We start from the raw sequence: 21174 nt of genomic DNA on the forward strand, positions 1-21174 counted from the left end.
ATTCTGTATCAGGGGATGATGCGCGTGTACTTGGTGCCTTCGACGGTCGCGCCGAATTTCAGACCAGCCTGTCCGAAAACGGCGGCCAACACTGGCTTACGCAATTGGGTTGTGTCGGTCGAGAGCGAGTCGCCGGTGGCATCGACGACATAGCCGATATCCGCACCCGCCGTCCAACCGCTGGAGCGGCGGAAGTCATCCAGCGCGTCCTGCGTCATGAAGAACAGGACGTGCGCATATTGTTGCGCGCCGATCTGCAGACCAGCACTGCCGGATAGGGCCGAGTAATAGTCTACCGTTGCACCGTTAATGCGCAGCGCGCCCTGGCCATAGGCACCGCCAAAGATGAACCCGGCCTCGGTGATCAGGGGCATCACCAGCATGCCGTCGGCTTTGTTGGCGATCTCGACGGTGTTGGGGTACTTGCTGAACATTTCGTTCAACGTCACGTTCACACGGGCGTCGATCTGGGCCGCATTGGAATTGCCTACACCGTTTCCGCATGCTGCGGTCAGTGTGAGCCCGGCCATGCCAAGCGCAAAGCCACGACGGTTTAGTCGGGGAGAGTTGGAACTGCTCATGTTTTTTTCTCTGTATAAACTGCCTGAAGTGTCGGGTGTTCCCGATCTTGTGTGCAAGAATACGCCGATTGCGTCCGTGTGTCACGGGAAAGCTGGTCCAACAGCGTTCACAATCGGCGAAAAGTCGCGACCGTCCGGGGTTTTAGCCCTGAAGGATGCGTGCGACCTGCGGTGCAAAGTAGGTCAGGATTCCATCGCAGCCTGCGCGCTTGAAGGCCAGCAGGCTTTCCAGCATGACCTTCTCACCATCAATCCAGCCGTTCTGCGCCGCAGCCTGTACCATCGCGTATTCACCGGACACCTGATAGGCGTATGTGGGCGCGCCAAACGTGTCTTTCACGCGCCGACAGATATCCAGATATGGCATCCCCGGCTTGATCATGATCATGTCGGCACCTTCGGTCAGATCTCGTTCGATCAGGCGCAGCGCCTCATTCGAATTGGCCGGATCCATCTGATAGGTCTTCTTGTCACCGGTCAGCGCACCTGACGCGCCTACTGCATCGCGGAAGGGACCATAGAATGCGCTGGCATATTTGGCGGCATAGCTGAGGATCATCACGTTGTGGTGCCCCGCAGTCTCAAGCGCGCGACGCATCGCAACGATGCGGCCATCCATCATGTCTGAGGGACCAATGATGTCGGCGCCGGCCTCAGCCTGCGCCAGTGTCATTTTGACCAGCGCCTCGACAGTCTGATCGTTCACAATCTCGCCATCGACGACGTAGCCGTCATGGCCATTGATGTTATAGGGATCCAACGCCACGTCGGTCATCACGGCAATATCAGGGGCTGCAGATTTGATTGCCCGAATGGCCCGGTTTGACAGGTTGTCGGGGTTCCACGCCTCGGCGCAATCTTCGGTTTTTAGATTGGGATCGGTGTAGGGAAAGATGCAGATCGCCGGGATGCCCATAGCCTGTGCCTCGACTGCGGCCTTTGCGATCAGATCGACCGAGCGCCGCACAACGCCGGGCATCGAAGGTACGGGTTCTTCAATGCCTTCACCATCGCGCACAAAAACCGGCCAGATCAGATCGTCTGTCGTCAGCGCGTTTTCCCGCACCAACCCACGAATGGCGCCGGATTGGCGCGCCCGGCGAAATCGCGTAAGGGGGTAGGGGGCGATGGTCGGTTTCATGTCGCGCTCTCCTTGAATAATCGTGCATTGGGTGGCATGAATTCCCGATGGTCTCAAGGGTAACATTGGACGCGCCTGCGCGAAGAACGCCCCAAGGACAATGAACAAAGGGCTGATGCGTGGATTTGCACTCTTCGATTTTCGAACTCATCGACATGCGCAGCTTTTCGAATCTGTGGTACTGGATCGTGCTGGCGGTGCTCTGGTCGTCGGCCAGCCACTGGGCGATGGGGGTTCCCTACGATCTGCTTGTACGTGCCCGTCGTGTTGGCGGACAGTCCGAACAGGACCTGCTGGATATCGTTCGGATCAATGGGAACAGGCTGCTTTACATCGTTGATATGTCAGGCCTGGTTATTCTTGCTTTATGCTGTTTCTTTTTTACCGGGCTTGCGATGTTGGGTTTCTACTATGGCGTTGAATTTGCACAGGCCGTGTTTTTGTTGCTGTTCCCCGTGAGTTTGGTGATGCTGATCAACATTCGCGCCGCGCGCAAGTTGCAAGGCATCGAGCCGGTGCTCGGAAGCGTGTCAAAGATCCTTGTACGCTGCAGGATTTACACCCAGATCATTGGCATGATCTCAATTGTCATCACGTCACTTTGGGGTATGTACCAGAACGTCTCGATCGGCGTTCTCGGGGGATGAAAATCAGAAAGGCAATGCGATGACAGCTCCGAACCATGTGACGGTTGGCGGCGCTCCCGAAGGGTTTGACGCACAGCTTGTTCTGAATGAGATCGCGCGCGTTGGCGGGCCGGTCTGCCACGTCGCGCGTGATGACAAACGGATGGAGGCAATGCGGGCCGCACTGGCCTTCTTTGCCCCCGATATGCCGGTCTTTGTGTTCCCGGGGTGGGACTGCCTGCCATATGACCGGGTGTCACCCAACGCCGACATTGCGGCGGCGCGTGTGGCGACTTTGGCGGCATTGGTGCATCAGATGCCGGAACGGTTTGTCCTGCTGACCACGCTGAACGCCGCGACCCAGCGAGTGCCTGCGCGAGATGTGCTGCGCGAGGCGGCCTTTACCGCTCGCGTGAATCACCGCGTCGACGAAACGGCGCTGCGGAACTTCCTTGTACGCATGGGGTTCACGCAAAGTCCGACGGTGATGGAGCCGGGCGACTATGCGGTTCGTGGCGGTATCATCGACATTTTCCCTCCGGGCGAATCCGGTCCCGTACGTTTGGATCTGTTCGGAGACGTGTTGGACGGCGCGCGCCGGTTCGATCCGGTCTCGCAACGCACGACCGAAAAGCTGGATGTTGTCGAATTGGCCCCGGTGTCCGAGGTCATTCTGGATGACGCCGCCATAACGCGGTTCCGCCAAAACTATCGCATCGAATTTGGTGCCGCGGGCACCGATGATCCGCTGTATGAGGCGATCAGCGCGGGCCGCAAGCATCAGGGCATCGAACACTGGCTGCCATTCTTCCACGAAAAGCTGGAAACCCTGTTCGATTATCTGCCGGATGCGACGATCACTGTGGATGATCAGGTGACACCCACGCGGCTTGCCCGCTGGGATACAATTGCCGATCAGTATGAAACGCGGCGTCTGGCGCTGGAAAACCGTTCGCGCATGGACACGGTTTATAAGCCAACACCACCTGGGTTGCTCTATCTGGACGATGCCGCATGGGAGCAGGCGGTCGCGGACAGGCGGGTGATGCAGTTCAGCCCGCTGCCCCAGGCCAGCGGTCCCGGTGTGATCGATGCAGGTGGGCGGATCGGCCGCAATTTCGCACCAGAGCGGCAGCAAGAAAACATCAGCCTGTTTGGTGCTTTGGCAAGCCATATTACCGACAAGATGGCCAAGGGGCCCGTCTTGATTGCGTCTTATTCCGAAGGGGCACGAGAGCGCCTGACCGGCTTGATCGAGGATGAAGGTCTGGCCGAAGCCATCCCCGTCACCGATGGCACCCGGATTGGCAAACGCGGATTGCATCTGGCGGTCTGGGCGCTTGAGCACGGTTTTGAAACGTCCGGTCTGACCGTGATCGCCGAGCAGGACGTGCTGGGTGACCGCCTTATCCGCCAGCCCAAGAAGCGCCGCAAGGCCGAGAATTTCCTGACCGAAACCCAGTCGCTCAGCCCAGGCGATCTGGTGGTTCACGTCGACCACGGGATCGGGCGGTACATGGGGATGGAGGTGGTCACGGCGGCCGGTGCTGCGCATGAATGCCTGCTGCTGGAATATGCAGAACAGTCCAAGCTGTATCTGCCGGTTGAGAACATCGAGCTGCTGTCGAAATACGGCCATGACGAAGGTCTGCTGGACCGCTTGGGTGGAGGTGCGTGGCAGGCTAAGAAAGCCAAGCTGAAAGAACGCATCCGCGAGGTGGCGGACAAGCTGATCCGTATCGCCGCTGAACGCGCTTTGCGCAAAGCTCCGGTCATGGATCCACCGCCCCACGCGTGGGAGGAGTTCAGCGCCCGCTTTCCATATCAGGAAACCGACGACCAGCTGCGCGCGATTTCCGAGGTGATGGAGGACATCCATTCCGGCGCACCGATGGATCGGTTGATCTGTGGTGACGTGGGCTTTGGCAAAACCGAGGTTGCCATGCGCGCGGCCTTTGTCGCCGCGATGTCCGGTGTTCAGGTGGCCGTGATTGCACCGACCACATTGCTGGCGCGTCAGCACGCGGCCAGTTTCAAGGAACGGTTCCGGGGCTTTCCGCTGGAAGTGCGGCAGCTGTCGCGGTTTGTGTCCGCGAAAGATGCACAGCAGACCCGTGATGGTATGGCGCGCGGGACCGTCGACATCGTGATCGGCACCCATGCGTTGCTGGCCAAGGGTATCCGGTTCAACAATCTGGGCCTGTTGATCATCGACGAAGAACAGCATTTTGGCGTCGGTCACAAGGAACGCCTGAAACAGCTGCGCAGCGACATTCACGTGCTGACCTTGACCGCCACGCCGATCCCACGGACGCTGCAGCTGTCGCTGACCGGCGTGCGCGACCTGTCGATTATCGGCACGCCGCCTATCGATCGTCTTGCCATTCGCACGTATGTCAGCGAATTCGACGCCGTGACCATACGCGAAGCCCTGCTGCGCGAACACTATCGAGGCGGGCAGAGCTTCTACGTTGTTCCCCGCATCTCGGACCTGCCAGAGATCGAAGAATTCCTAAAGGAACAACTGCCCGAGCTGACTTATATGGTGGCGCATGGGCAAATGGCGGCGGGTGAACTCGACGACCGAATGAACGCTTTTTATGACGGCAAGTACGACGTGCTTCTGGCGACCACGATTGTGGAGAGCGGGCTGGATATTCCAACCGCCAACACGATGGTCGTGCACCGGGCAGATATGTTCGGGCTGGCTCAGCTTTATCAGATCCGAGGCCGGGTGGGTCGCTCCAAAACCCGTGCCTATGCGTACCTGACCACCAAACCGCGTCAGAAACTGACGGCGACAGCCGAAAAGCGCCTGCGGGTTTTGGGCTCGCTGGATACTCTGGGGGCCGGGTTCACGCTCGCATCGCAGGACCTGGACATTCGTGGTGCGGGCAACCTGCTGGGTGAGGAACAGTCCGGCCAGATGCGCGATGTTGGCTATGAGCTCTATCAATCGATGCTGGAAGAGGCGATTGCCAAGATCAAAGCCGGTGAAATGGAAGGGCTGTCTGAAGCCGACGATCAATGGGCGCCACAGATCAATCTGGGCGTGCCGGTTCTGATCCCCGAAGATTACGTGCCCGATCTGGATGTGCGCCTTGGGCTTTATCGTCGCTTGTCGTCGCTTTCGACCAAGGTCGAGCTGGAAGGTTTTGCCGCAGAACTGATCGACCGGTTCGGCACGCTGCCGAAAGAGGTAAACACCCTGATGCTGGTCGTGCGCATCAAGGCGATGTGCAAACGCGCAGGGATTGCAAAACTGGATGGCGGGCCGAAGGGCGCGACAATCCAGTTTCACAACGACAAGTTCGCCTCGCCGGAGGGTTTGGTAGAGTTCATTCAGAACCAGCGCGGTTTGGCCAAGGTCAAGGACAACAAGATCGTCGTCAGACGCGATTGGAAGAAGGACAGCGACAAGATCAAAGGCGCATTTGCCATCGCCCGCGATCTGGCGGAAAAGGTCATGGCAGCGAAGAAGAAAAAGGCGAAAGCCTAGTCTCCGCTGACGAAAGTGCACAATTGCCATTCGCCCGCGTCCGATTTCACAAGCGCGGCGCGGTGACCTGTCATGGGCCATAGAAAGTCGCCGTGCATGAATCCCCGCGTGCCGTCAGTCAGCATCACCGGTTGATAGTCGGCACCGTCTCGATGGGTCGGGACGATGACGATCTCGTAGCTGATGAGGCTCAGCGCTGGGGAGCCTGGTTCGGCGGCTTGCCGAAGACTGACGTTCTCACCGGTGACAAAGTAGGCCACGTAAGGGTCCAATGAGGCAGGCAAGGTGATCTGCCATTGATGCGGCATCCAAAACTCGCCCTCGTCGTCGAAATAGCCCGGTTGGGACAGGGTGGTTTCCAGATCGCTCCAATAGGCTTCGCGGCTCTGGTCTTCTAGAGAGCTGTTTTCCGGGCCGAGGTATTCAAGGAATTCCCCGGGCCCACCGCTTCCGCCATGGCTGAGGTAGATGTCCGGGCAAGCAGCTGCGATAACGGTGTCGGTATCACGTGCGGCCACGCTCGCCAACAAACTCTCCCGAAAGGCCACAAGGGTAGGATCGCGTTCTGCTTCATCGACCGGCGGAAATGACTGCCGGTCAGCCAGGGCTGGGCCACAAAAAAGCAGCGACAACATAACTGCACGGATCATTCTGCGGCCTTCATTGCTGCCTGCGCGCAAAAACACGAGGCCCCGACGGCCCGGTCAGCGCGGGCAAGCGCCAGATCAAGACGTTGTTTGATCAATTTGATCTCAACTGTCTCACCGCGTGCTTTCAGACAATCATGCAGGCCCTTTAAACTCCAGACATTGTCGGGGTGGATTGAGGCGCGGCTCAGAGTGCCGCCAAGCCCTAGATCTTCGCGATACACTGCTTCGGCCTCGGGCACGCGGCCCTGTTCGTACAACAACGCACCAAGCGCGTGGCGCGCGGGTTGCATCCAACCCCAAGGCTCGTCGTAGGGCAGCGTGTCGTCCAATTCGACAGAGCGCCTCAGATGGGCGAAAGCAGCATCATAGTTGCCTTTGCGATACTCAATCTCGCCCCGCAGCATTTCGCGGGCGATGTCCAGCAAGTCGATCACGCGGTTGTTGTGCAGCAGCCGGGTTTCCGGAACCCGATCCTTGGCGGCAAGGAACAGTTGCTCTTCGGCCTCTGCTTCGGGCACCTCACCTGTGGCCGCATAGGCGACTGCACGTGCGTAATGGGTGGTTGCGGTGACAGTGCGGTAGAGATCCTGATCATCGGGCAAGGTCAGGGCCTTTGCTTCTTCCCACCGGCCAAACCGGATCAGGATATGCGGCCCCATCGACATGTAGCTTTCGAAGAAATCCGCCATGGGCGGGCTTTCCGTGCGCAGCATCTCTTCGGGGGTGGTGTCCCAGATGCCCTGATTGGCACGCAGGGCGGGTTCCATCTGACCCAGAAACAGCGCGCCGTAGATGGCAAAATGATAGTCGTGCTGGCGATAGCCTGTGTAGATGTTGAACGCGCCTTCGCGCTCATAATACTTCAAGTCAGCCACGGTCGCCTTTTCATTCCAGTGAACGACGTTCTGATAGTGCCCGCACAACACGTCGATATGGGTTGGCATATGCACCAAATGCCCTGCATCGGGAACCAGAGTGCGCAGGATATCCCCGGCCTTCAGCGCCTTTTCCGGTGTGGGCGACATTTCCATCAAGTGGACATAGAGGTGCAACAGACCCGGGTGCGACATCGCCGCCGGATCGTCTGCCATCGCGTCTTCCAGGGCTTTTTGTGCTTCCAGAGTCGCGGCGCCCTCAGCGGGTTTACCGGTTTTCAGGTCCCACATCTGCCAGGGGGTCAGGTTGAGCAGAGACTCGACATAGATGGTGCGCAGATCGAGGTGACCCGACTGCTCTGCAAAGGCGACGCGCATCGCGGCGGCAAAATCGTGATCCCAGCTATGCATGTCGTCGACAGGATCGCGCTGTGGATACCGCGCGGGCAGGGCGCGGATCAGCGCCTGTTCCGTCGGGCTGCACCCTTCGGCCAAAGCCACGGCTTTCTGCGTGGCATCATAGGCCAGTGCCAGCGCCTTTCGTTGCCCGCGGTCATCCAGCAAGTTCCAAGGAAGGTTGTAGTTTGGCCCTGCAGCATAAGCCACGCCCCAGTGGGCCATCGCGCAGTCAGGGTCAAACTCAAGCGCGCGCTGAAAACACACAACCGCTTCGTCGTGGTTATAGCCGTAGGTCCAATTCAGCCCTCGGTCGAACCAAAGCTGTGCGTCTGCTGAGGCCGTCGTTATCGGACTGGAATATGCGCCAAGATCGTAGTAGTCGCTCACTGAAAAACTCCACTCATATTGAGCAGATGTTAGCCTGATTCACCGTTCCTGCACAGATCAGGCTGGAAGCCTGTTTTCGATCCGCCCCATATGCAGCATCAGGCCGAAGCCCGCGGCGCTCATGGCCAGGATGCCAACAGCCAGCGGGGTGATAGACCCGTCGAACATCTGCCCGATGGGGGCCGCAATCGCGGCTGCAAACACGGTCGAGATCGCTCCGATCACCGAGGCTGCCATGCCCGCGATATGGCCCATTGGCTCCATCGCGATGGCGTTCAGGTTGCCCATAGTCATGCCTGCCATAAAGAAGACTGCCGTTTGCCAGCCTACGAAAACGGCGAAAGACATGGTGGGCGAAAGGTCTGCCGCATTCAGGGCGATGACAGCTGTGGTAAAGAGGACCTGCGCGCCCAACGCCCATGTCACGATCCGGCGCATGCCCAATTTGATAACAAGGGCCGCGTTTAAAAGGCTGGCTGAGCCCGCCATCAACGCCACGAACCCGAACCAGAACGGAAAACTGTCGGCACTGTCGTGGATGACATCGTAGACCGGTTGAACCATCGTCAGCATGGTGAACAACATACCCAGACACAATGTCTGAACCAAGATCGACAGTCGGACAGTTGGATGTGTGAACATCTGGCGTGCGGCGTCCAGTATAAGGGGCAGGCGCAGCGGGCGACGGTTCTCGACCGACAGGGGTTCCGGAAGGCGCAGGCCCATCCAGACGATGGTGATTAGTGAGAACAGGATGAATGAGGCAAAGATACCCCGCCATCCGGTCAGTGCGATCACTCCGGCACCAAGCATTGGCGCGATCGCAGGGACCAGGGTGAAGATCATCATCGCAATCGATACAATCCGCGCCATCTCTCGGCCCGAATACAGATCGCGAATAATCGCCATGGCCACCACGCGCGGGGCCGCACATCCGATCCCCTGGAAGATACGGGCGACCAATAGCATTTCGAGTGATGAACTGGCCCAGGCAGCCGCCGCTGCAATGATATACAGTGCCGATCCGACATAGATCACTGGTTTGCGGCCAAAGGCGTCCGACAGCGGCCCGGTAAAAAACGTGCCAATCCCCATGCCCAACACAAACGAGGTTAGGATCAGCTGGGCTTTGTTGACGTCGTCGGGGCTGAGTTGCGCGCCGATATTTGGCAGCGCAGGCAACATGGAATCGATCGAAAACGCGATCGTCGCAAACATCATTGCGACAAGTGCTATGAACTCACCCCGTGACATGCGATTGGCCATAACGCCCTCCTGATCTGTTCGCGCTATCACGGCAAATCAGTTGACGCTAGGTGTCAAATTGCACAGAGGTCTGTGCTAATTTGCGGCGGAAGCCTCAAGTTGAGACATGATTTCAGCAATCGCTTTTTCCCACATTTCAGGGGGTTGCGCCCCGGGGACGGCATGTTGATTGGCAACGATGAACGTCGGGACAGAGCTGACGCCCATCTTCCTGGAATGGCTGTCACGGTTGCTGATATCCTCGCGGTCCGCGTCGGATTTCAGCAGTTTCAGCACGACCGCTGCGTCCATTCCCGCATTGTCGGCAATATCGGCCAGAACCTCATGATCGCCGATATCGCGGGCCTGCACGAAATAGGCATCGAACAACGCATCGACTACGGCGTTCTGTTTGCCTTCAATCCCGGCCCAATGGATCAGGCGGTGCGCGTCCAGTGTGTTGGGCGTGCGCTCCATGCCTTCGAAGTCGATCTTAAGGCCTGCGTTCTCGGCATGATCAACGACCGGAGCATAGGCACGCACCGCGCCTTCCTTGCCCCCGAACTTGCGTTCGAGATACTCGCGGCGATCCATCCCGGCATCCGGCATGTCGGGGTTCAACTGGAACGGATGCCATTCGATCACAAACGGATGGTCCGGGATCGCCGCGAGCGCCTTGTCCAGATGGGTTTTGCCGATATAGCACCACGGGCAAATCGGGTCGGACATGATATCAAGCTTGACGGTCTCGGTCATGGGTTGGTCGCCTTGAAATAGGCCGGCAGCGCCCGGCGCAGAAGTTTCCCGTTCCCGCCGGTGGGCAGGTCAGGCAGATGGATAAAGGCGCGCGGTTGCTTATAGCGCGCCAGATTTGCCTCGACATAATTACGCAGGGCGTTGTCGTCCAGCTTTTCCGGTCCTGTATAGAAGGCTGCTATCACAAATGTGTCCTGTTTGACCTCGACTGCCGCAGCTCCGACCTGCGCGATGCCGGGATACCGGGACAGCGCCGCCTCGACCTCAACCGGTGACACCCTATAGCCGCCCGCATTCATCATATCGTCATCGCGACCCAGATAGGTGATCTGGCCATCCACGGCCATGGCCCCTTGATCGCCGGTCAGGAACCAGTCGTCCTGCATCCGGGCTTCGGCCTCGTCCGGGGCGTTGAGATAGGTCAGCATCAGACCGGGGTCGGACCTGTGTATGGCAATGGTGCCTTCCTGACCCTGAGGTACGGGACCGTCAGGTCCCAGGATAGCCACACGGCGGCCAGGCTGCGGTTGGCCCAATGCATCGGACCGCGCTGGATGCGCCGGGCTGGACGAAATGAAAGTCGAACACTCTGACATGCCATAGGCCTCGTAGAGTTCAGTGCCGGTCGCTTGCGTCCACTGTTCATGCAGATGCCGTGACAGTTTTTCTCCGGCGCATAACCCATGCCGCAATTCCGGCAGGTCGACGTCGTCTGTTGAGCTCACCACCTTACGGAATACGCCCGGTGCTGCCGCAAAGATGGTAGCTTGATGATGGCGTAGCAGGGCAGGTAGAGCGTCCAGATCGGTGCCCGGCGCAGGGATAAGAGCCGTTGCGCCAATGGTCCACGGATCCATCAGACCGGTGCCCAAGGTATAGGTCCAGTTGAACGCGCCTGCGTGACACAGGCGATCGGTTTCACGCAGCCCGTACCAGCCATCCACCATCATCTGACGCGCCCAGATGGCACGATGGGCGTGGGCCACAGCCCTCGGTTTTCCCGATGTGCCCGAAGTATAGACGACATAGGCCATCCGTTCCGGGTCGCCCATTTGATATTCTGCAGCAGGCAGATCACGCATTCCGGCCAAATCGGACAGGTCAATCTGAACCGGATGCGCGGCGCACGCAACCTGTGGGTCACGCAGAATGGCGGCAGGTCTGAGATCGTTGATCATGCGCTCTGTTTCCGGCTCGGTCAGCTGCGATGACGTTGGGACCGGGACGATGCCGACAGCAATCGCTCCGAGATAGGCAATCGGGAAATCGACCGTGTTTCCAAGCCGCATCAACGCGATATCGCCGGGCTTCAAACCGGCATTCAACAACCCTGTGCCAGTTCCCAGAATGGCCTGCTGCAACTCGCTATACGTCCAATGCTCGGTATCCGAGGACCCTAGAACAGACAGGGCGGTCTTGTCCGAAAGCCTGTCCGCACAGCGCAGTACATGCGCTGCCAGATTGAACGGAGACGGGCAGGCCGGCGGCGGCCCCTGATCAAAAATAGAAAGCATGGCAACTGGCTAGCGCGACCACTGCTGCGTTGCAAGCACGGCGGGCTGCGCCTATAGAATGACGCATGAGCACCCAAGACCAGACATCTCTGATCCGCATTGCCCGGGACTCGGGCGAACATACGGAAGTTGAACCACTGGACCTCGGCGCGCGTGTGCGCGAGCTGCGGAAAGCGCGGAAATGGACGCTTGAACAGGCGGCCACGCAGGCTGGTCTGGCACGTTCTACGCTCAGCAAGATCGAAAATGGTCAGATGTCGCCCACCTATGACGCGCTGAAAAAGCTTGCGACCGGTCTTGAGATCTCCGTGCCGCAGCTGTTTACGGCGCCACAGCGGGACCAGGTGATCGGTCGGATGGCCGTGACGCGCATGGGCGAAGGGTCTGCCCATCCCACAACCACCTATGAACATGAACTGCTTGCCGAAACGCTGACCAAAAAGCAGATGTTGCCTTATCGGGCCCGTGTCCGCGCGCGGTCAATGGATGAGTTCGACGGCTGGGTCCGCCACGACGGCGAAGAGTTCTTGTATGTCTTGACGGGTGTTGTGCGCCTTTACACCGAGTTTTATGAACCAGTCGAAATGCGCCGCGGCGACAGCGCCTATTACGACGGGAGCATGGGGCACAATGTAATCTCGGTCAGCGACGAAGATGCAATGATCCTGTGGGTAACATCACTTACTTAACGACCGGCTGAATTCGCGGTTCAAACCTTCCGTGAACAAAAAGTCCTCAAGCTCTTCGTGGGCTTCGTTCATAGTCAGTTGATGGCGTTCGGCCAGATACGCTTCGAAACATTTGCGGTCTTGGCTTAACCGCACCATGTCCTGATCCCGCAGGTTCGGAAATCTCCGTTTGGCGCGCGTATACATTGCGTCCAGGTCTTGCGTCAGATCGGTCCATTTCAACATTAGACAGCTTTCCGTTTTCATGGTTTCAAACCGCTCGTCCCAAGAACCAGCGTACGAAGGTGGTGAGGGCGTTCGGGCATGACAAAATGTCGCACCCGAGGTCGGGAGGCGGTTTGATTTTTGTCGGGGTCGAAAGTGCCCGTTGCAGCCTATCCGCAACGGGCAGACGGACCTGATTTTGAGTGAGTGGAGGCCGGTCCGTAAATTCGATGTGCTGCGCACCGGACGAAGAGTTACGTTTTGAAATTCAAAGCAATAATCAATTCGTGCAGCGTACTGCAGCTTATGCACAAGCTATATCGCTAAACCCAGTTCAGTAAAGCTTTTTGTGTGAGTTTTTTAGGGGAGCACTTGACGTTGGGGCAATTGCAACATGTTGGCGCACCAAAAACTCGACCCGCAATATGCGGTGCCAATAGGCTGTGCGCCGATTTCCGCCCACGTCCCTTTGGTGCTGCGCGTGACCCGTTACTGTTCGTACCACCAAACCTGCGGCATGTATTCTGGCCCATCGCCATAGATCGGCAAGTTTTCCGGCTGCTTGAGTTCCTTGGCGTGGGCGATCCTGCCTACATCAAAGTTCCAGATCGGAATGACATAGCGCCCGGCGGTCAATACACGATCAAGCGCGCGCGTTGCAGCAACGAAATCCTCATGACTTTCCGAGGCCAGCATGGCGTCAATCATTCCGTCCACAGCGGGTGAAGCCACCCCCATCAAATTGCGCGTGCCCGGAGTATTCGCGTTTTCGCTGCCCCAGTAGAGGCGCTGCTCGTTGCCGGGTGACAGGGACAACGCACGACGGAAATAGGTCATGTCGAAATCCAACTCGGATGTACGGCTGGTGAACTGGGCGCTGTCGACCTGCTCGGTGCTCACCGCGATGCCAAGACGTTCCAGTGCGCGCGTGTAGATCTCGATTGCCGTTTCGCTTTCGGTGTCGCCCTGTTGCAGCAACACGGTCACGGTAAAGGCATCGCCGTTTTCGTTACGCAGCACGCCGTCCTGGATGGTCCAGCCAGCCTCGGCCAACAGTTTGGTGGCGGCGCGGATGTTCGAACGATTGCGGGCCGATCCGTCACTTTCCGGCAATGTATAGCCTTCAAGCGTTCCCGGAGGCAGGTCGTCCTTGAATTCCATCAGCAGCTCTTCGACGCGACCACTTGCCGGACGGGGCTGCATCGCAAGGTCCGAGCCCGAGAAATAGGATGAGATACGCGGCTGCGCGTTGCCGGTAATCGTGTCGTTGATGAATTCGAAATTGAACGCCAGCGTCAGCGCCTCGCGGACACGCCAGTCGTCAAACGGTGCTTTGCGGGTGTTCATGACAAACCCGGTCATGCCCGAGGGCTTGCCGTGCGGGATCTCGGTCTTGACCACATCACCACGCTGGACGGCCGGGAAATTGTATTGGTTGGCCCATTTGTCGGCATTGAATTCACGTACCGCGGTCAGTTCTCCGGCTTTGAAGGCCTCGAACAGAACAGTGCCGTCGCCGTAGAACTCGATCCGCATTTCGTCCAAATTCATGGTGCCTTTACGGAAGGGGATGTCAGTGCCCCAATAATCCGGGTTCCGCTTAAGGTTCACGTATCTACCGGCCTCATAGCTGTCGACGACGTAGGGCCCGGTCCCGACCGGAATGTCATGCAACCCGGCATTGGCAAAATCTTTACCTTCCCACTGGGCTTTCTGCAGGATCGGGCGCAGGCCGGCGATCAGGGCAAGCTCGCGGTCGGGTTCGTTAAAGGTGATGCGCACCGAGCGGGGACCGGTCTGTTCGATACTGTCAATCTTACTCCACAGCCCGCGATAACGCAGGTGGCCTTCGGTTCCCAAAGTCTCATACGACCAGATGACATCATCCACTGTGACTGGTGTACCATCCGAGAATTCTGCGTTCTCACGCAGGGTGAATTCGACCCAGGACCGGTCCGGCGCTGTCTCAACTGATTCGGCTAACAGCCCGTAAAGAGTGAAAGGTTCGTCCCAGGATCGGCCCATCAGGCCCTCGTGGGTCCAAAATCGCAATTGCCAGGGCGAGCTGCCTTTTTGCACGAACGGGTTCAAACTGTTATAGCCGCCCGTATTTCCGAACACGACTTTCCCGCCTTTTGGCGCGTCCGGATTTGCGTAGGGCAGGGACACAAAATCCGGTGGTAAGGCGGGGTCACCATACATAGCTATGCCATGGGTCGATTCTGCATAAGCAATTGACGTGCTCAAAAGTGCAGTGATTCCCGCGATCAATGGGCGAACGGGGCGTAGAAAATCGGGGCTCATTTTGGAAACAATCCTGCTCTGGCCTTATTTTGTTGGGATTCATCGTAGCTATGATTTTTCTTGTTTTCAAACTTTTAGCTTGGACGAACACAAGAAATTGCTTATAAAGGATGCACTGCTCGATAGGTTTCTTGCCTGTATGAAACCTGCCTCAATAACTTAACGCCCGCTTCGTGCGGGCGTTTTTTTTGTCCGGATCTGACGTAGGATGCGTCGCCCGAATGTTTCCCCGTTTTCTTTGCAGCTGCAGCATGGCACTGTGTCGCCAAAGTTGACTTTGTGGGAGTTCGGCCATGAGCCTTTCGGGAAAAACAGCCATTATCACCGGATCGAATTCAGGGATCGGATTAGGCGTCGCGCGCGAGCTGGCGAAGGCCGGGGCTAACGTGGTGCTGAATTCATTTACCGACCGCGACGAAGATCATGCGCTGGCCGCTGAGATTTCGAAAGAGACCGGGACCAGCGCACGCTTTATCAAGGCGGACATGTCTAAGGGTGAAGAATGCCGCGCGCTGATCGAAAAGGCGGGGGCATGTGATATTCTGGTGAACAACGCGGGCATTCAGCATGTTGCGCCGGTTGATCAATTTCCGGTCGAAAAGTGGGATGCGATCATCGCGATCAATATGAACTCGACTTTTCATACGATGGCCGCGGCGCTGCCAATGATGCGCAAAGCCGGGTGGGGACGTATTGTGAATATCGCCTCGGCACACGGGTTAACAGCGTCTCCGTTCAAGGCGGCCTATGTCGCGGCAAAACACGGCGTGGTTGGCATGACCAAAACCGTGGCGCTGGAGACTGCGCAGGAGCCGATCACATGCAATGCGATCTGCCCGGGATACGTCCTGACACCATTGGTCGAGGCACAGATCCCAGGAACCATGAAGGAATACGGCATGAGCCGTGAGGACGTGATCAAGAACGTGATGCTTGAACGGCAACCTTCGAAAGAATTCGCCACGGTCGAGCAATTGGGTGGCACCGCGATCTTCCTGTGCTCGGATGCGGCAGCACAGATCACCGGGACCACGATCTCGGTCGATGGCGGTTGGACAGCGTTGTGAGGTTTCACGGGGGCGTTGCCCCCGCACCCCCGGAGTATTTTGAAAAAGATGAAGGGGTGGAATAGTGAAACGGATCAATCTGGCTTTGCAGGGTGGGGGTGCGCACGGTGCCTTTACCTGGGGCGTTCTGGACAGGCTGCTGGACGAAGAGGATATCGAGGTCGCGGCCATCACTGGGACCTCGGCCGGGGCGCTGAATGGCGCTGCTTTCAAATCCGGGATGGTGCACAACGGACGTGATGGCGCACGGGCCAGTCTGGACGGGCTATGGGCACGGATGGGCGCGGTGGGTGATATGCGCCTTGCCAACTGGATGCAGGCGCTGGAGCCTGCGCAGATTGCCCAGTCGATGGAGTATTCGCTGCCATTCTCGGTTGGTGATGCCTGGTCGCGGCTAGTGTCGCCATATGCTTATGGTCCGTTTTACCGCAATCCTCTGGAACCGGTTGTCGATCGGTTCAACTTTGATGAGATTTGCACGGATCAGGGACCCCTGTTGTTTGTCTGCGCGACCTGTGTGCGCAGCGGCAAGATCCGGGTGTTCACCGGGGAAGAGATTTCAACGGATGCCATTTTGGCCTCGGCCTGCCTGCCTAGCCTGTTTCAGGCCGTCGAGATATTTGACCCCAGCTCGGGCCGGACCGAGGCATATTGGGATGGTGGTTACACTGGAAACCCGGCGCTTTATCCTTTGTTTAACAGTGATTTGCCTGAAGACGTCGTGGTCGTGAACATCAACCCGCTTGAGCGCGATGAGGTGCCAAAAACTCCGCAGCAGATCCAGAACCGGATCAACGAGATCAGCTTTAACTCATCCCTGTTTCGCGAGTTGCGGGCGATCAATTTTGTTCAGCGTCTGTTGGCGGACGGCAAGCTGACGGCCGGAGAGATGAGCCGCGTATTTGTCCACATGATTGCGGATGACGAATTGATGAATGATCTGTCTGTGGCGACCAAGACGGTTCCCAACCCTGTGATCCTGCACAAGCTGAAGGACGCCGGGCGCGCCGCGGCGCATCGGTTCATCGGCGATCACAAAGCCGATCTTGGCGCACGCAGCACCGTCGACCTGCCCGAGATGTTTGGCTGATCACTCGGGCGGCTGCGTCGGGTCTTTTTCGTTGGGGTAAACAAGGCCTGCGGAAATCACCAACTTCGCGGCGTCCTCGATTGTCATATCCAACAGGATCACGTCCTCGGCCGGGAAGAACAATAGGAAGCCAGAGGTCGGGTTGGGCGTGGTCGGGACGAAGACACCTAGCAGTTCACCCCCGGTTTCAGCCCGCTCGCTGACTTCGCCTTTTGCCGCGGTAGAGACGAAACCGATTGCCCAGATGCCGCGGCGGGGGTATTGGATCAGGCATGCTTTTTCGAATGACCGTTCAGTCTGGGCAAACACCGTTTCCGAGATCTGTTTGATCCCGGAATAGACGGATCGAACAACGGGCATCCGGCTGACAAGGCTTTCGGCAATTTGGATCAGGGACCGGCCCAGAATACCTTTGGCGATCCATCCGACCAGAACAGTGAAGATCAGGAAGATGACAACGCCGACACCGCGCAGGTTGATGCCCACATATTCCTGCGGCTGGAACCGTTGTGGAATTATGGGCAGTACCGCACTGTCGATCCAGCCAACCACGGACCAGATCAGCCAAATGGTCAGCCACACCGGCGCAATCACGACGATGCCCGTCAGGAAAGACGCGCGCAGTCGCGAAAACAGGCCCGGGCGGCGATGTGGTTCTTCGTCAAATGGCGTGTTCATTGCGGTCCTGAGCGGTTTTCTGCCGAATTAGTTAAGCAGTTGGGTGCCTTGGTACAATAGGCTTATGTCAATCGGTTCAGTCGGACAGCGCCCGAGCAATTCCGGCCGCCAGTCGGGCGTTGTTGCGGACCAAGGCGATGTTGGCCGTCAGCGAACGCCCTTCGGTCTGTTCGTAAATCCGTTGCAGCAGGTACGGCGTGACGCCTTTGCCGCTGATCCGGTGTGTATCTGCGTCGGCCTGTGCCGATGCAATGATGGGAGCCAGTTCTTCGGCCGGGATCTGATCGGCGGTCGGAATTGGGTTGGCAACAAGCTGGCCGCCGGGCAAGCCAAGCGCGCGGCGTGTGGCGTGCGCCGTGGCGATGTCCTCGGCACTGTCCATTCGCAGGGGCGCGGCATAAGGGGATTTGGCCGACCAGAAGGCCGGGAATTCGTCCTGCCCGTAGGCGATGACCGGAACGCCCAGCGTTTCCAAAACCTCGAGCGTTTTTGCCAGATCGAGGATGGCTTTTGCGCCCGCAGCCACAACTGTAACCGGAGACTGGGCCAGCTCATGCAGATCGGCTGAGATATCAAAGGTCGTCTCGGCACCCTGATGAACGCCGCCAATGCCACCGGTGGCAAACACTTCAATCCCGGCATAATGGGCGGCAATCATCGTCGCAGCGACTGTGGTTGCGCCAGTGCCGCCGGTCGCCATGCAGGCGGCCATATCTGCGCGCGACAGCTTGGCGACGCCCTGCGCCTGACCCAACGCTTTCAGCTCATCAGCCTCAAGGCCCACATGCAGTTTGCCTTTGATCACGGCCATGGTTGCCGGAATTGCGCCCGCGTCGCGGATGTCCTGTTCGACCTGTGCCGCAACCTCGATGTTCTGAGGGTAAGGCATCCCGTGGGTGATGATGGTGCTTTCCAGTGCCACGATAGGCTGGCCTGCGTCCTTGGCAGCACGGACTTCGGCGGAATATTGAATGTCGATCACAGTGGGGTTTCTCCGGATACGTATGTTGCGGCGGCGTGCAAAGCGCGGGCCAGGGCCTCTTCGCTCGATGCTCCGTCGGATTCTGAGGCGATGTGGGCCGCCATGAATGTGTCGCCTGCGCCGGTTACGCGGGTAACCAAAACGGACGGTGGTGTTTGGGTCAGGATTTCATCCGCATTACCAACCGTGGCCGAGCTTCCGCCGTCGGTGACCAACACCCGCAGCGCGCCGCGATCCAGCAGGCCTTTGGCGGCGCTTTCGGAATCCTTGAATTCGCGCTGGCACAGGATGCCGGCTTCTTCGAGGTTCACATACAGCGTGGCCCGCGCATGTTTCAGGAACGGCAGCAAACGTTCGGCTTTACCGGGCGAGGCCGGTGCCACACGCAGATCGGCGCGCGCAAAGGCGGGGCTTTGGGCGATTTCCTCAAGCAAGTTCAGGGTCAGGTTCCCGTCCAGCGCGATTGGGCCTTCGAACGGCTCGTTTTCGTACCCTAGCGGCCCGTGCATCAGTGGACGCAGGATTTTGGCACCCGCGGCTTCAAGCGAATGCGCATCAGCGATGGCTGCTATCAAGCCGTTGGCCCCTTCGACCGCCATGTAACGATCGGTCGGCAAATCCTGCGAACGGTAAATGTGATCCGTCACCATGCCTAGTCGGGAACAGGCGTTTGCCAATTCATCTCCCTCGGGATCGCGCCCGATGGCGGTCAGCAAGGTGGGGGTCATGCCAAAGCGCACAAGCGTCATGGCGATGTTCATGGCCACGCCGCCGGGCAGGCGGGTGATCCGCCCCGGCACGTCCGAGCCCTGCCGCATGGCGCTGGCGGACCGGCCAATCACGTCCCAAAGAACCGAGCCGATACAAAGGATGTCGCTGTTCTGAGTCATGTCGTCGTCATGCCGCAGCCCCGGCGAAGGTGCAAGCGTTAACGCTCGCACCGATCAGCGCATCGCGTCAGTCAGATCCTTCAGCGCGGCCAGAGGGTCATCCTGTGACCAAATCTCGTCCCCAATTCCGAAGAAATCGGTGCAGGGGGCCAGATCGCGAACCAAGTCGGGATTCAGGCCACCCTCGGCAACGACTGGAACTTCGATCGTCTCAGACCACCACTGGAACAGATCCATTTCGGCGATTGTGCCATCACCCAGCGTTGACGCGCCCACTGGTCCAAAGGCGACATAGTCCGCACCGGCCTCGCCAGCAGACATGCCGTCATGGCTGGACGCACCGCAAAAGCTGCCAACGATGGCTTCCGCGCCCAATTCCTTTCGTGCAAACCGGACCGAGCGCGCGGCGTCATCCAGATGCACCCCGTCCAGCCCCAACCGCTGCGCCAGCAGAACATGGTTCGAGATCACCAGCGCCACATCGCGCGCATGCGCAACCTCACGGCAGGCATCCGCCGCGCGGGCGATCGTGTCTTCATCTCCACCAGCCAGCGCCAATCGGATACAAGCGATCTCTGCCCCGTCCAACACGCTGGCCAAACGGTTCGTAAAGGTGCTCAGTTCGATGGTCGGTGGCGTAATCAGGTAAATCTGCGGCTGCTCGGGGGTGTCCATTGGCGCGTCCTTCGCTTTCAGTCTTTTGCGCGGTTTAGCGGATTGCGGCGGGGAAGCAAACTTTTATGCTGGTTTCCGGCCCAAATGAAGGCGCGGATGGCTTGCCCTGCCTGTGCGCGCAGATTAGAGCAGGCGGAACTTTCGGAGACAGCCATGCCCAGCGATAAATCTCAGCCCTCATTCGTGCTTGTGCGCCCGCAGATGGGTGAAAACATCGGTGCCGCCGCGCGGGCGATGTGGAATTTCGGGCTGGATCGGATGCGGATCGTAGCACCTCGGGACGGATGGCCGAACCCCAAGGCTGTGGCGATGTCCAGCGGCGCCGGGCGTCTGTTGGATGAGGCGCAGCTGTATGACGATCTGGCCGGTGCGCTATCCGACAGCACTTTTGTTTTTGCGACGACGGCGCGGCAGCGTGGATTGACAAAGCCGGTCTACAGCCCGGAACGCGCAATGCAATTGGCTGCCGAAAAGGTTGCTGCTGGTGAAAAGGTCTGTGTTCTGTTTGGCCCGGAACGCGCAGGGCTCGAAAACGAAGACATCGCTAAGGCAAACGCGATCATCTCGGTTCCGGTAAACCCGGAATACGCCTCGCTAAACCTTGGGCAGTGCGTGTTGCTGACCGCCTATGAGTGGATGCGCCAAACCGGCGATGTGGTTCATGAGGCCACCGATCTGGGCAAGGGCGACTGGGCCACGGGTATCGAGGTCGAGAAACTGGTCGAACACTATGAAGACCGGCTGGAAGAAGCGGGCTTCTTCTACCCACCGGAAAAGGCCGAAGGCATGAAGACCAATCTGCGTAATCTGTGGTCCCGTATGCGGATGACCCGGTCCGATGTGCAGATGTTGCACGGGATCATGCGTCAGATGGTCCGCTGGAAAGACAATGGCTGAGGCTGGACCTATGTTCCGCTTCACC

Annotated in this window: 19 protein-coding genes; 6 read left to right on the plus strand and 13 right to left on the minus strand. The window is 58.6% G+C overall.

The window, feature by feature from the left end:
* Positions 1-8: 8 nt before the first annotated feature.
* Together AC2FFP_RS19180 and hemB are read right to left on the minus strand one after the other, a co-directional pair.
* Positions 9-581, minus strand: a complete 573-nt coding sequence (locus AC2FFP_RS19180) for a lipid-binding SYLF domain-containing protein (protein WP_058271789.1) — start codon at positions 579-581, stop codon at positions 9-11.
* Positions 582-723: 142 nt separating this feature from the next.
* Positions 724-1722, minus strand: a complete 999-nt coding sequence (gene hemB / locus AC2FFP_RS19185) for a porphobilinogen synthase (RefSeq protein WP_496881377.1) — start codon at positions 1720-1722, stop codon at positions 724-726.
* Between the two features lie 119 nt (positions 1723-1841).
* Between hemB and AC2FFP_RS19190 the strand changes: the two genes are divergently transcribed.
* Complete coding sequence (locus AC2FFP_RS19190; protein WP_496723037.1) at positions 1842-2369, plus strand: component of SufBCD complex; 528 nt, start codon at positions 1842-1844, stop codon at positions 2367-2369.
* Positions 2370-2388: 19 nt separating this feature from the next.
* Complete coding sequence (gene mfd, locus AC2FFP_RS19195; RefSeq protein WP_496881378.1) at positions 2389-5847, plus strand: transcription-repair coupling factor; 3459 nt, start codon at positions 2389-2391, stop codon at positions 5845-5847.
* Here the strand turns inward: mfd and AC2FFP_RS19200 are convergent.
* The 5 genes from AC2FFP_RS19200 to AC2FFP_RS19220 form a co-directional block, all read right to left on the minus strand.
* Positions 5844-6497: an SH3 domain-containing protein gene (locus tag AC2FFP_RS19200; protein ID WP_496779099.1), complete on the minus strand. Its 654-nt coding sequence runs from the start codon at positions 6495-6497 to the stop codon at positions 5844-5846. The two genes, mfd and AC2FFP_RS19200, sit on opposite strands and share 4 nt — an antisense overlap.
* Positions 6494-8158, minus strand: coding sequence for a tetratricopeptide repeat protein (locus AC2FFP_RS19205; protein WP_496881379.1), 1665 nt, complete (start codon positions 8156-8158; stop codon positions 6494-6496). The genes AC2FFP_RS19200 and AC2FFP_RS19205 overlap by 4 nt, the downstream gene beginning before the upstream one ends.
* A gap of 57 nt (positions 8159-8215) precedes the next feature.
* Entirely contained in the window at positions 8216-9424 is a 1209-nt protein-coding gene (locus AC2FFP_RS19210) for an MFS transporter (protein ID WP_496844243.1), read from the minus strand.
* Positions 9425-9499: 75 nt separating this feature from the next.
* Positions 9500-10159, minus strand: coding sequence for a DsbA family oxidoreductase (locus AC2FFP_RS19215; RefSeq protein ID WP_496764628.1), 660 nt, complete (start codon positions 10157-10159; stop codon positions 9500-9502).
* A complete protein-coding gene (locus tag AC2FFP_RS19220; protein WP_496881380.1) occupies positions 10156-11673 on the minus strand; it encodes a class I adenylate-forming enzyme family protein in 1518 nt (505 codons plus the stop codon). The genes AC2FFP_RS19215 and AC2FFP_RS19220 overlap by 4 nt, the downstream gene beginning before the upstream one ends.
* A 65-nt stretch (positions 11674-11738) precedes the next feature.
* Between AC2FFP_RS19220 and AC2FFP_RS19225 the strand changes: the two genes are divergently transcribed.
* Positions 11739-12362: a helix-turn-helix domain-containing protein gene (locus AC2FFP_RS19225; protein WP_058271780.1), complete on the plus strand. Its 624-nt coding sequence runs from the start codon at positions 11739-11741 to the stop codon at positions 12360-12362.
* Here AC2FFP_RS19225 and AC2FFP_RS19230 read toward each other — a convergent pair.
* Both AC2FFP_RS19230 and AC2FFP_RS19235 read right to left on the minus strand, forming a co-directional pair.
* Entirely contained in the window at positions 12351-12587 is a 237-nt protein-coding gene (locus AC2FFP_RS19230) for a hypothetical protein (RefSeq protein WP_496723024.1), read from the minus strand. The two genes, AC2FFP_RS19225 and AC2FFP_RS19230, sit on opposite strands and share 12 nt — an antisense overlap.
* Before the next feature lie 468 nt (positions 12588-13055).
* Entirely contained in the window at positions 13056-14870 is a 1815-nt protein-coding gene (locus tag AC2FFP_RS19235) for an extracellular solute-binding protein (protein ID WP_496764633.1), read from the minus strand.
* Between the two features lie 293 nt (positions 14871-15163).
* Between AC2FFP_RS19235 and AC2FFP_RS19240 the strand changes: the two genes are divergently transcribed.
* Together AC2FFP_RS19240 and AC2FFP_RS19245 are read left to right on the plus strand one after the other, a co-directional pair.
* The gene (locus tag AC2FFP_RS19240) at positions 15164-15937 is read left to right on the plus strand and encodes a 3-hydroxybutyrate dehydrogenase (protein WP_496881381.1); all 774 of its coding nucleotides are present in this window, start codon (positions 15164-15166) and stop codon (positions 15935-15937) included.
* Between the two features lie 61 nt (positions 15938-15998).
* Positions 15999-17027, plus strand: coding sequence for a patatin-like phospholipase family protein (locus tag AC2FFP_RS19245; RefSeq protein WP_496765341.1), 1029 nt, complete (start codon positions 15999-16001; stop codon positions 17025-17027).
* Here AC2FFP_RS19245 and AC2FFP_RS19250 read toward each other — a convergent pair whose 3' ends face one another.
* The 4 genes from AC2FFP_RS19250 to AC2FFP_RS19265 form a co-directional block, all read right to left on the minus strand.
* Positions 17028-17705 carry a DUF502 domain-containing protein gene (locus AC2FFP_RS19250; protein ID WP_058278068.1) on the minus strand — a complete coding sequence of 226 codons (678 nt, stop codon included), beginning with the start codon at positions 17703-17705 and terminating at the stop codon, positions 17028-17030.
* Between the two features lie 76 nt (positions 17706-17781).
* Positions 17782-18687: a pseudouridine-5'-phosphate glycosidase gene (locus AC2FFP_RS19255; RefSeq protein WP_496844245.1), complete on the minus strand. Its 906-nt coding sequence runs from the start codon at positions 18685-18687 to the stop codon at positions 17782-17784.
* Complete coding sequence (locus AC2FFP_RS19260; protein WP_113790158.1) at positions 18684-19577, minus strand: PfkB family carbohydrate kinase; 894 nt, start codon at positions 19575-19577, stop codon at positions 18684-18686. The genes AC2FFP_RS19255 and AC2FFP_RS19260 overlap by 4 nt, the downstream gene beginning before the upstream one ends.
* 54 nt (positions 19578-19631) lie before the next feature.
* The gene (locus AC2FFP_RS19265) at positions 19632-20252 is read right to left on the minus strand and encodes a thiamine phosphate synthase (protein ID WP_496844246.1); all 621 of its coding nucleotides are present in this window, start codon (positions 20250-20252) and stop codon (positions 19632-19634) included.
* Between the two features lie 153 nt (positions 20253-20405).
* On the opposite strand from AC2FFP_RS19265, the gene AC2FFP_RS19270 reads away from it, so the two are divergent.
* Positions 20406-21149, plus strand: a complete 744-nt coding sequence (locus tag AC2FFP_RS19270) for an RNA methyltransferase (RefSeq protein ID WP_496844248.1) — start codon at positions 20406-20408, stop codon at positions 21147-21149.
* Positions 21150-21174: the final 25 nt, after the last annotated feature.

The organism is Ruegeria sp. YTSC004 (assembly GCF_059609805.1).

What these genes read in the sequence shown, in the direction of transcription:
- AC2FFP_RS19180 (WP_058271789.1), bottom strand. Translation starts at nt 581, where the DNA reads ATGAGCAGTTCCAACTCTCCCCGACTAAACCGTCGTGGCTTTGCGCTT.
- hemB (WP_496881377.1), bottom strand. Translation starts at nt 1,722, where the DNA reads ATGAAACCGACCATCGCCCCCTACCCCCTTACGCGATTTCGCCGGGCG.
- mfd (WP_496881378.1), top strand. Translation starts at nt 2,389, where the DNA reads ATGACAGCTCCGAACCATGTGACGGTTGGCGGCGCTCCCGAAGGGTTT.
- AC2FFP_RS19200 (WP_496779099.1), bottom strand. Translation starts at nt 6,497, where the DNA reads ATGATCCGTGCAGTTATGTTGTCGCTGCTTTTTTGTGGCCCAGCCCTG.
- AC2FFP_RS19210 (WP_496844243.1), bottom strand. Translation starts at nt 9,424, where the DNA reads ATGGCCAATCGCATGTCACGGGGTGAGTTCATAGCACTTGTCGCAATG.
- AC2FFP_RS19215 (WP_496764628.1), bottom strand. Translation starts at nt 10,159, where the DNA reads ATGACCGAGACCGTCAAGCTTGATATCATGTCCGACCCGATTTGCCCG.
- AC2FFP_RS19220 (WP_496881380.1), bottom strand. Translation starts at nt 11,673, where the DNA reads ATGCTTTCTATTTTTGATCAGGGGCCGCCGCCGGCCTGCCCGTCTCCG.
- AC2FFP_RS19225 (WP_058271780.1), top strand. Translation starts at nt 11,739, where the DNA reads ATGAGCACCCAAGACCAGACATCTCTGATCCGCATTGCCCGGGACTCG.
- AC2FFP_RS19230 (WP_496723024.1), bottom strand. Translation starts at nt 12,587, where the DNA reads ATGTTGAAATGGACCGATCTGACGCAAGACCTGGACGCAATGTATACG.
- AC2FFP_RS19235 (WP_496764633.1), bottom strand. Translation starts at nt 14,870, where the DNA reads ATGAGCCCCGATTTTCTACGCCCCGTTCGCCCATTGATCGCGGGAATC.
- AC2FFP_RS19240 (WP_496881381.1), top strand. Translation starts at nt 15,164, where the DNA reads ATGAGCCTTTCGGGAAAAACAGCCATTATCACCGGATCGAATTCAGGG.
- AC2FFP_RS19250 (WP_058278068.1), bottom strand. Translation starts at nt 17,705, where the DNA reads ATGAACACGCCATTTGACGAAGAACCACATCGCCGCCCGGGCCTGTTT.
- AC2FFP_RS19260 (WP_113790158.1), bottom strand. Translation starts at nt 19,577, where the DNA reads ATGACTCAGAACAGCGACATCCTTTGTATCGGCTCGGTTCTTTGGGAC.
- AC2FFP_RS19265 (WP_496844246.1), bottom strand. Translation starts at nt 20,252, where the DNA reads ATGGACACCCCCGAGCAGCCGCAGATTTACCTGATTACGCCACCGACC.
- AC2FFP_RS19270 (WP_496844248.1), top strand. Translation starts at nt 20,406, where the DNA reads ATGCCCAGCGATAAATCTCAGCCCTCATTCGTGCTTGTGCGCCCGCAG.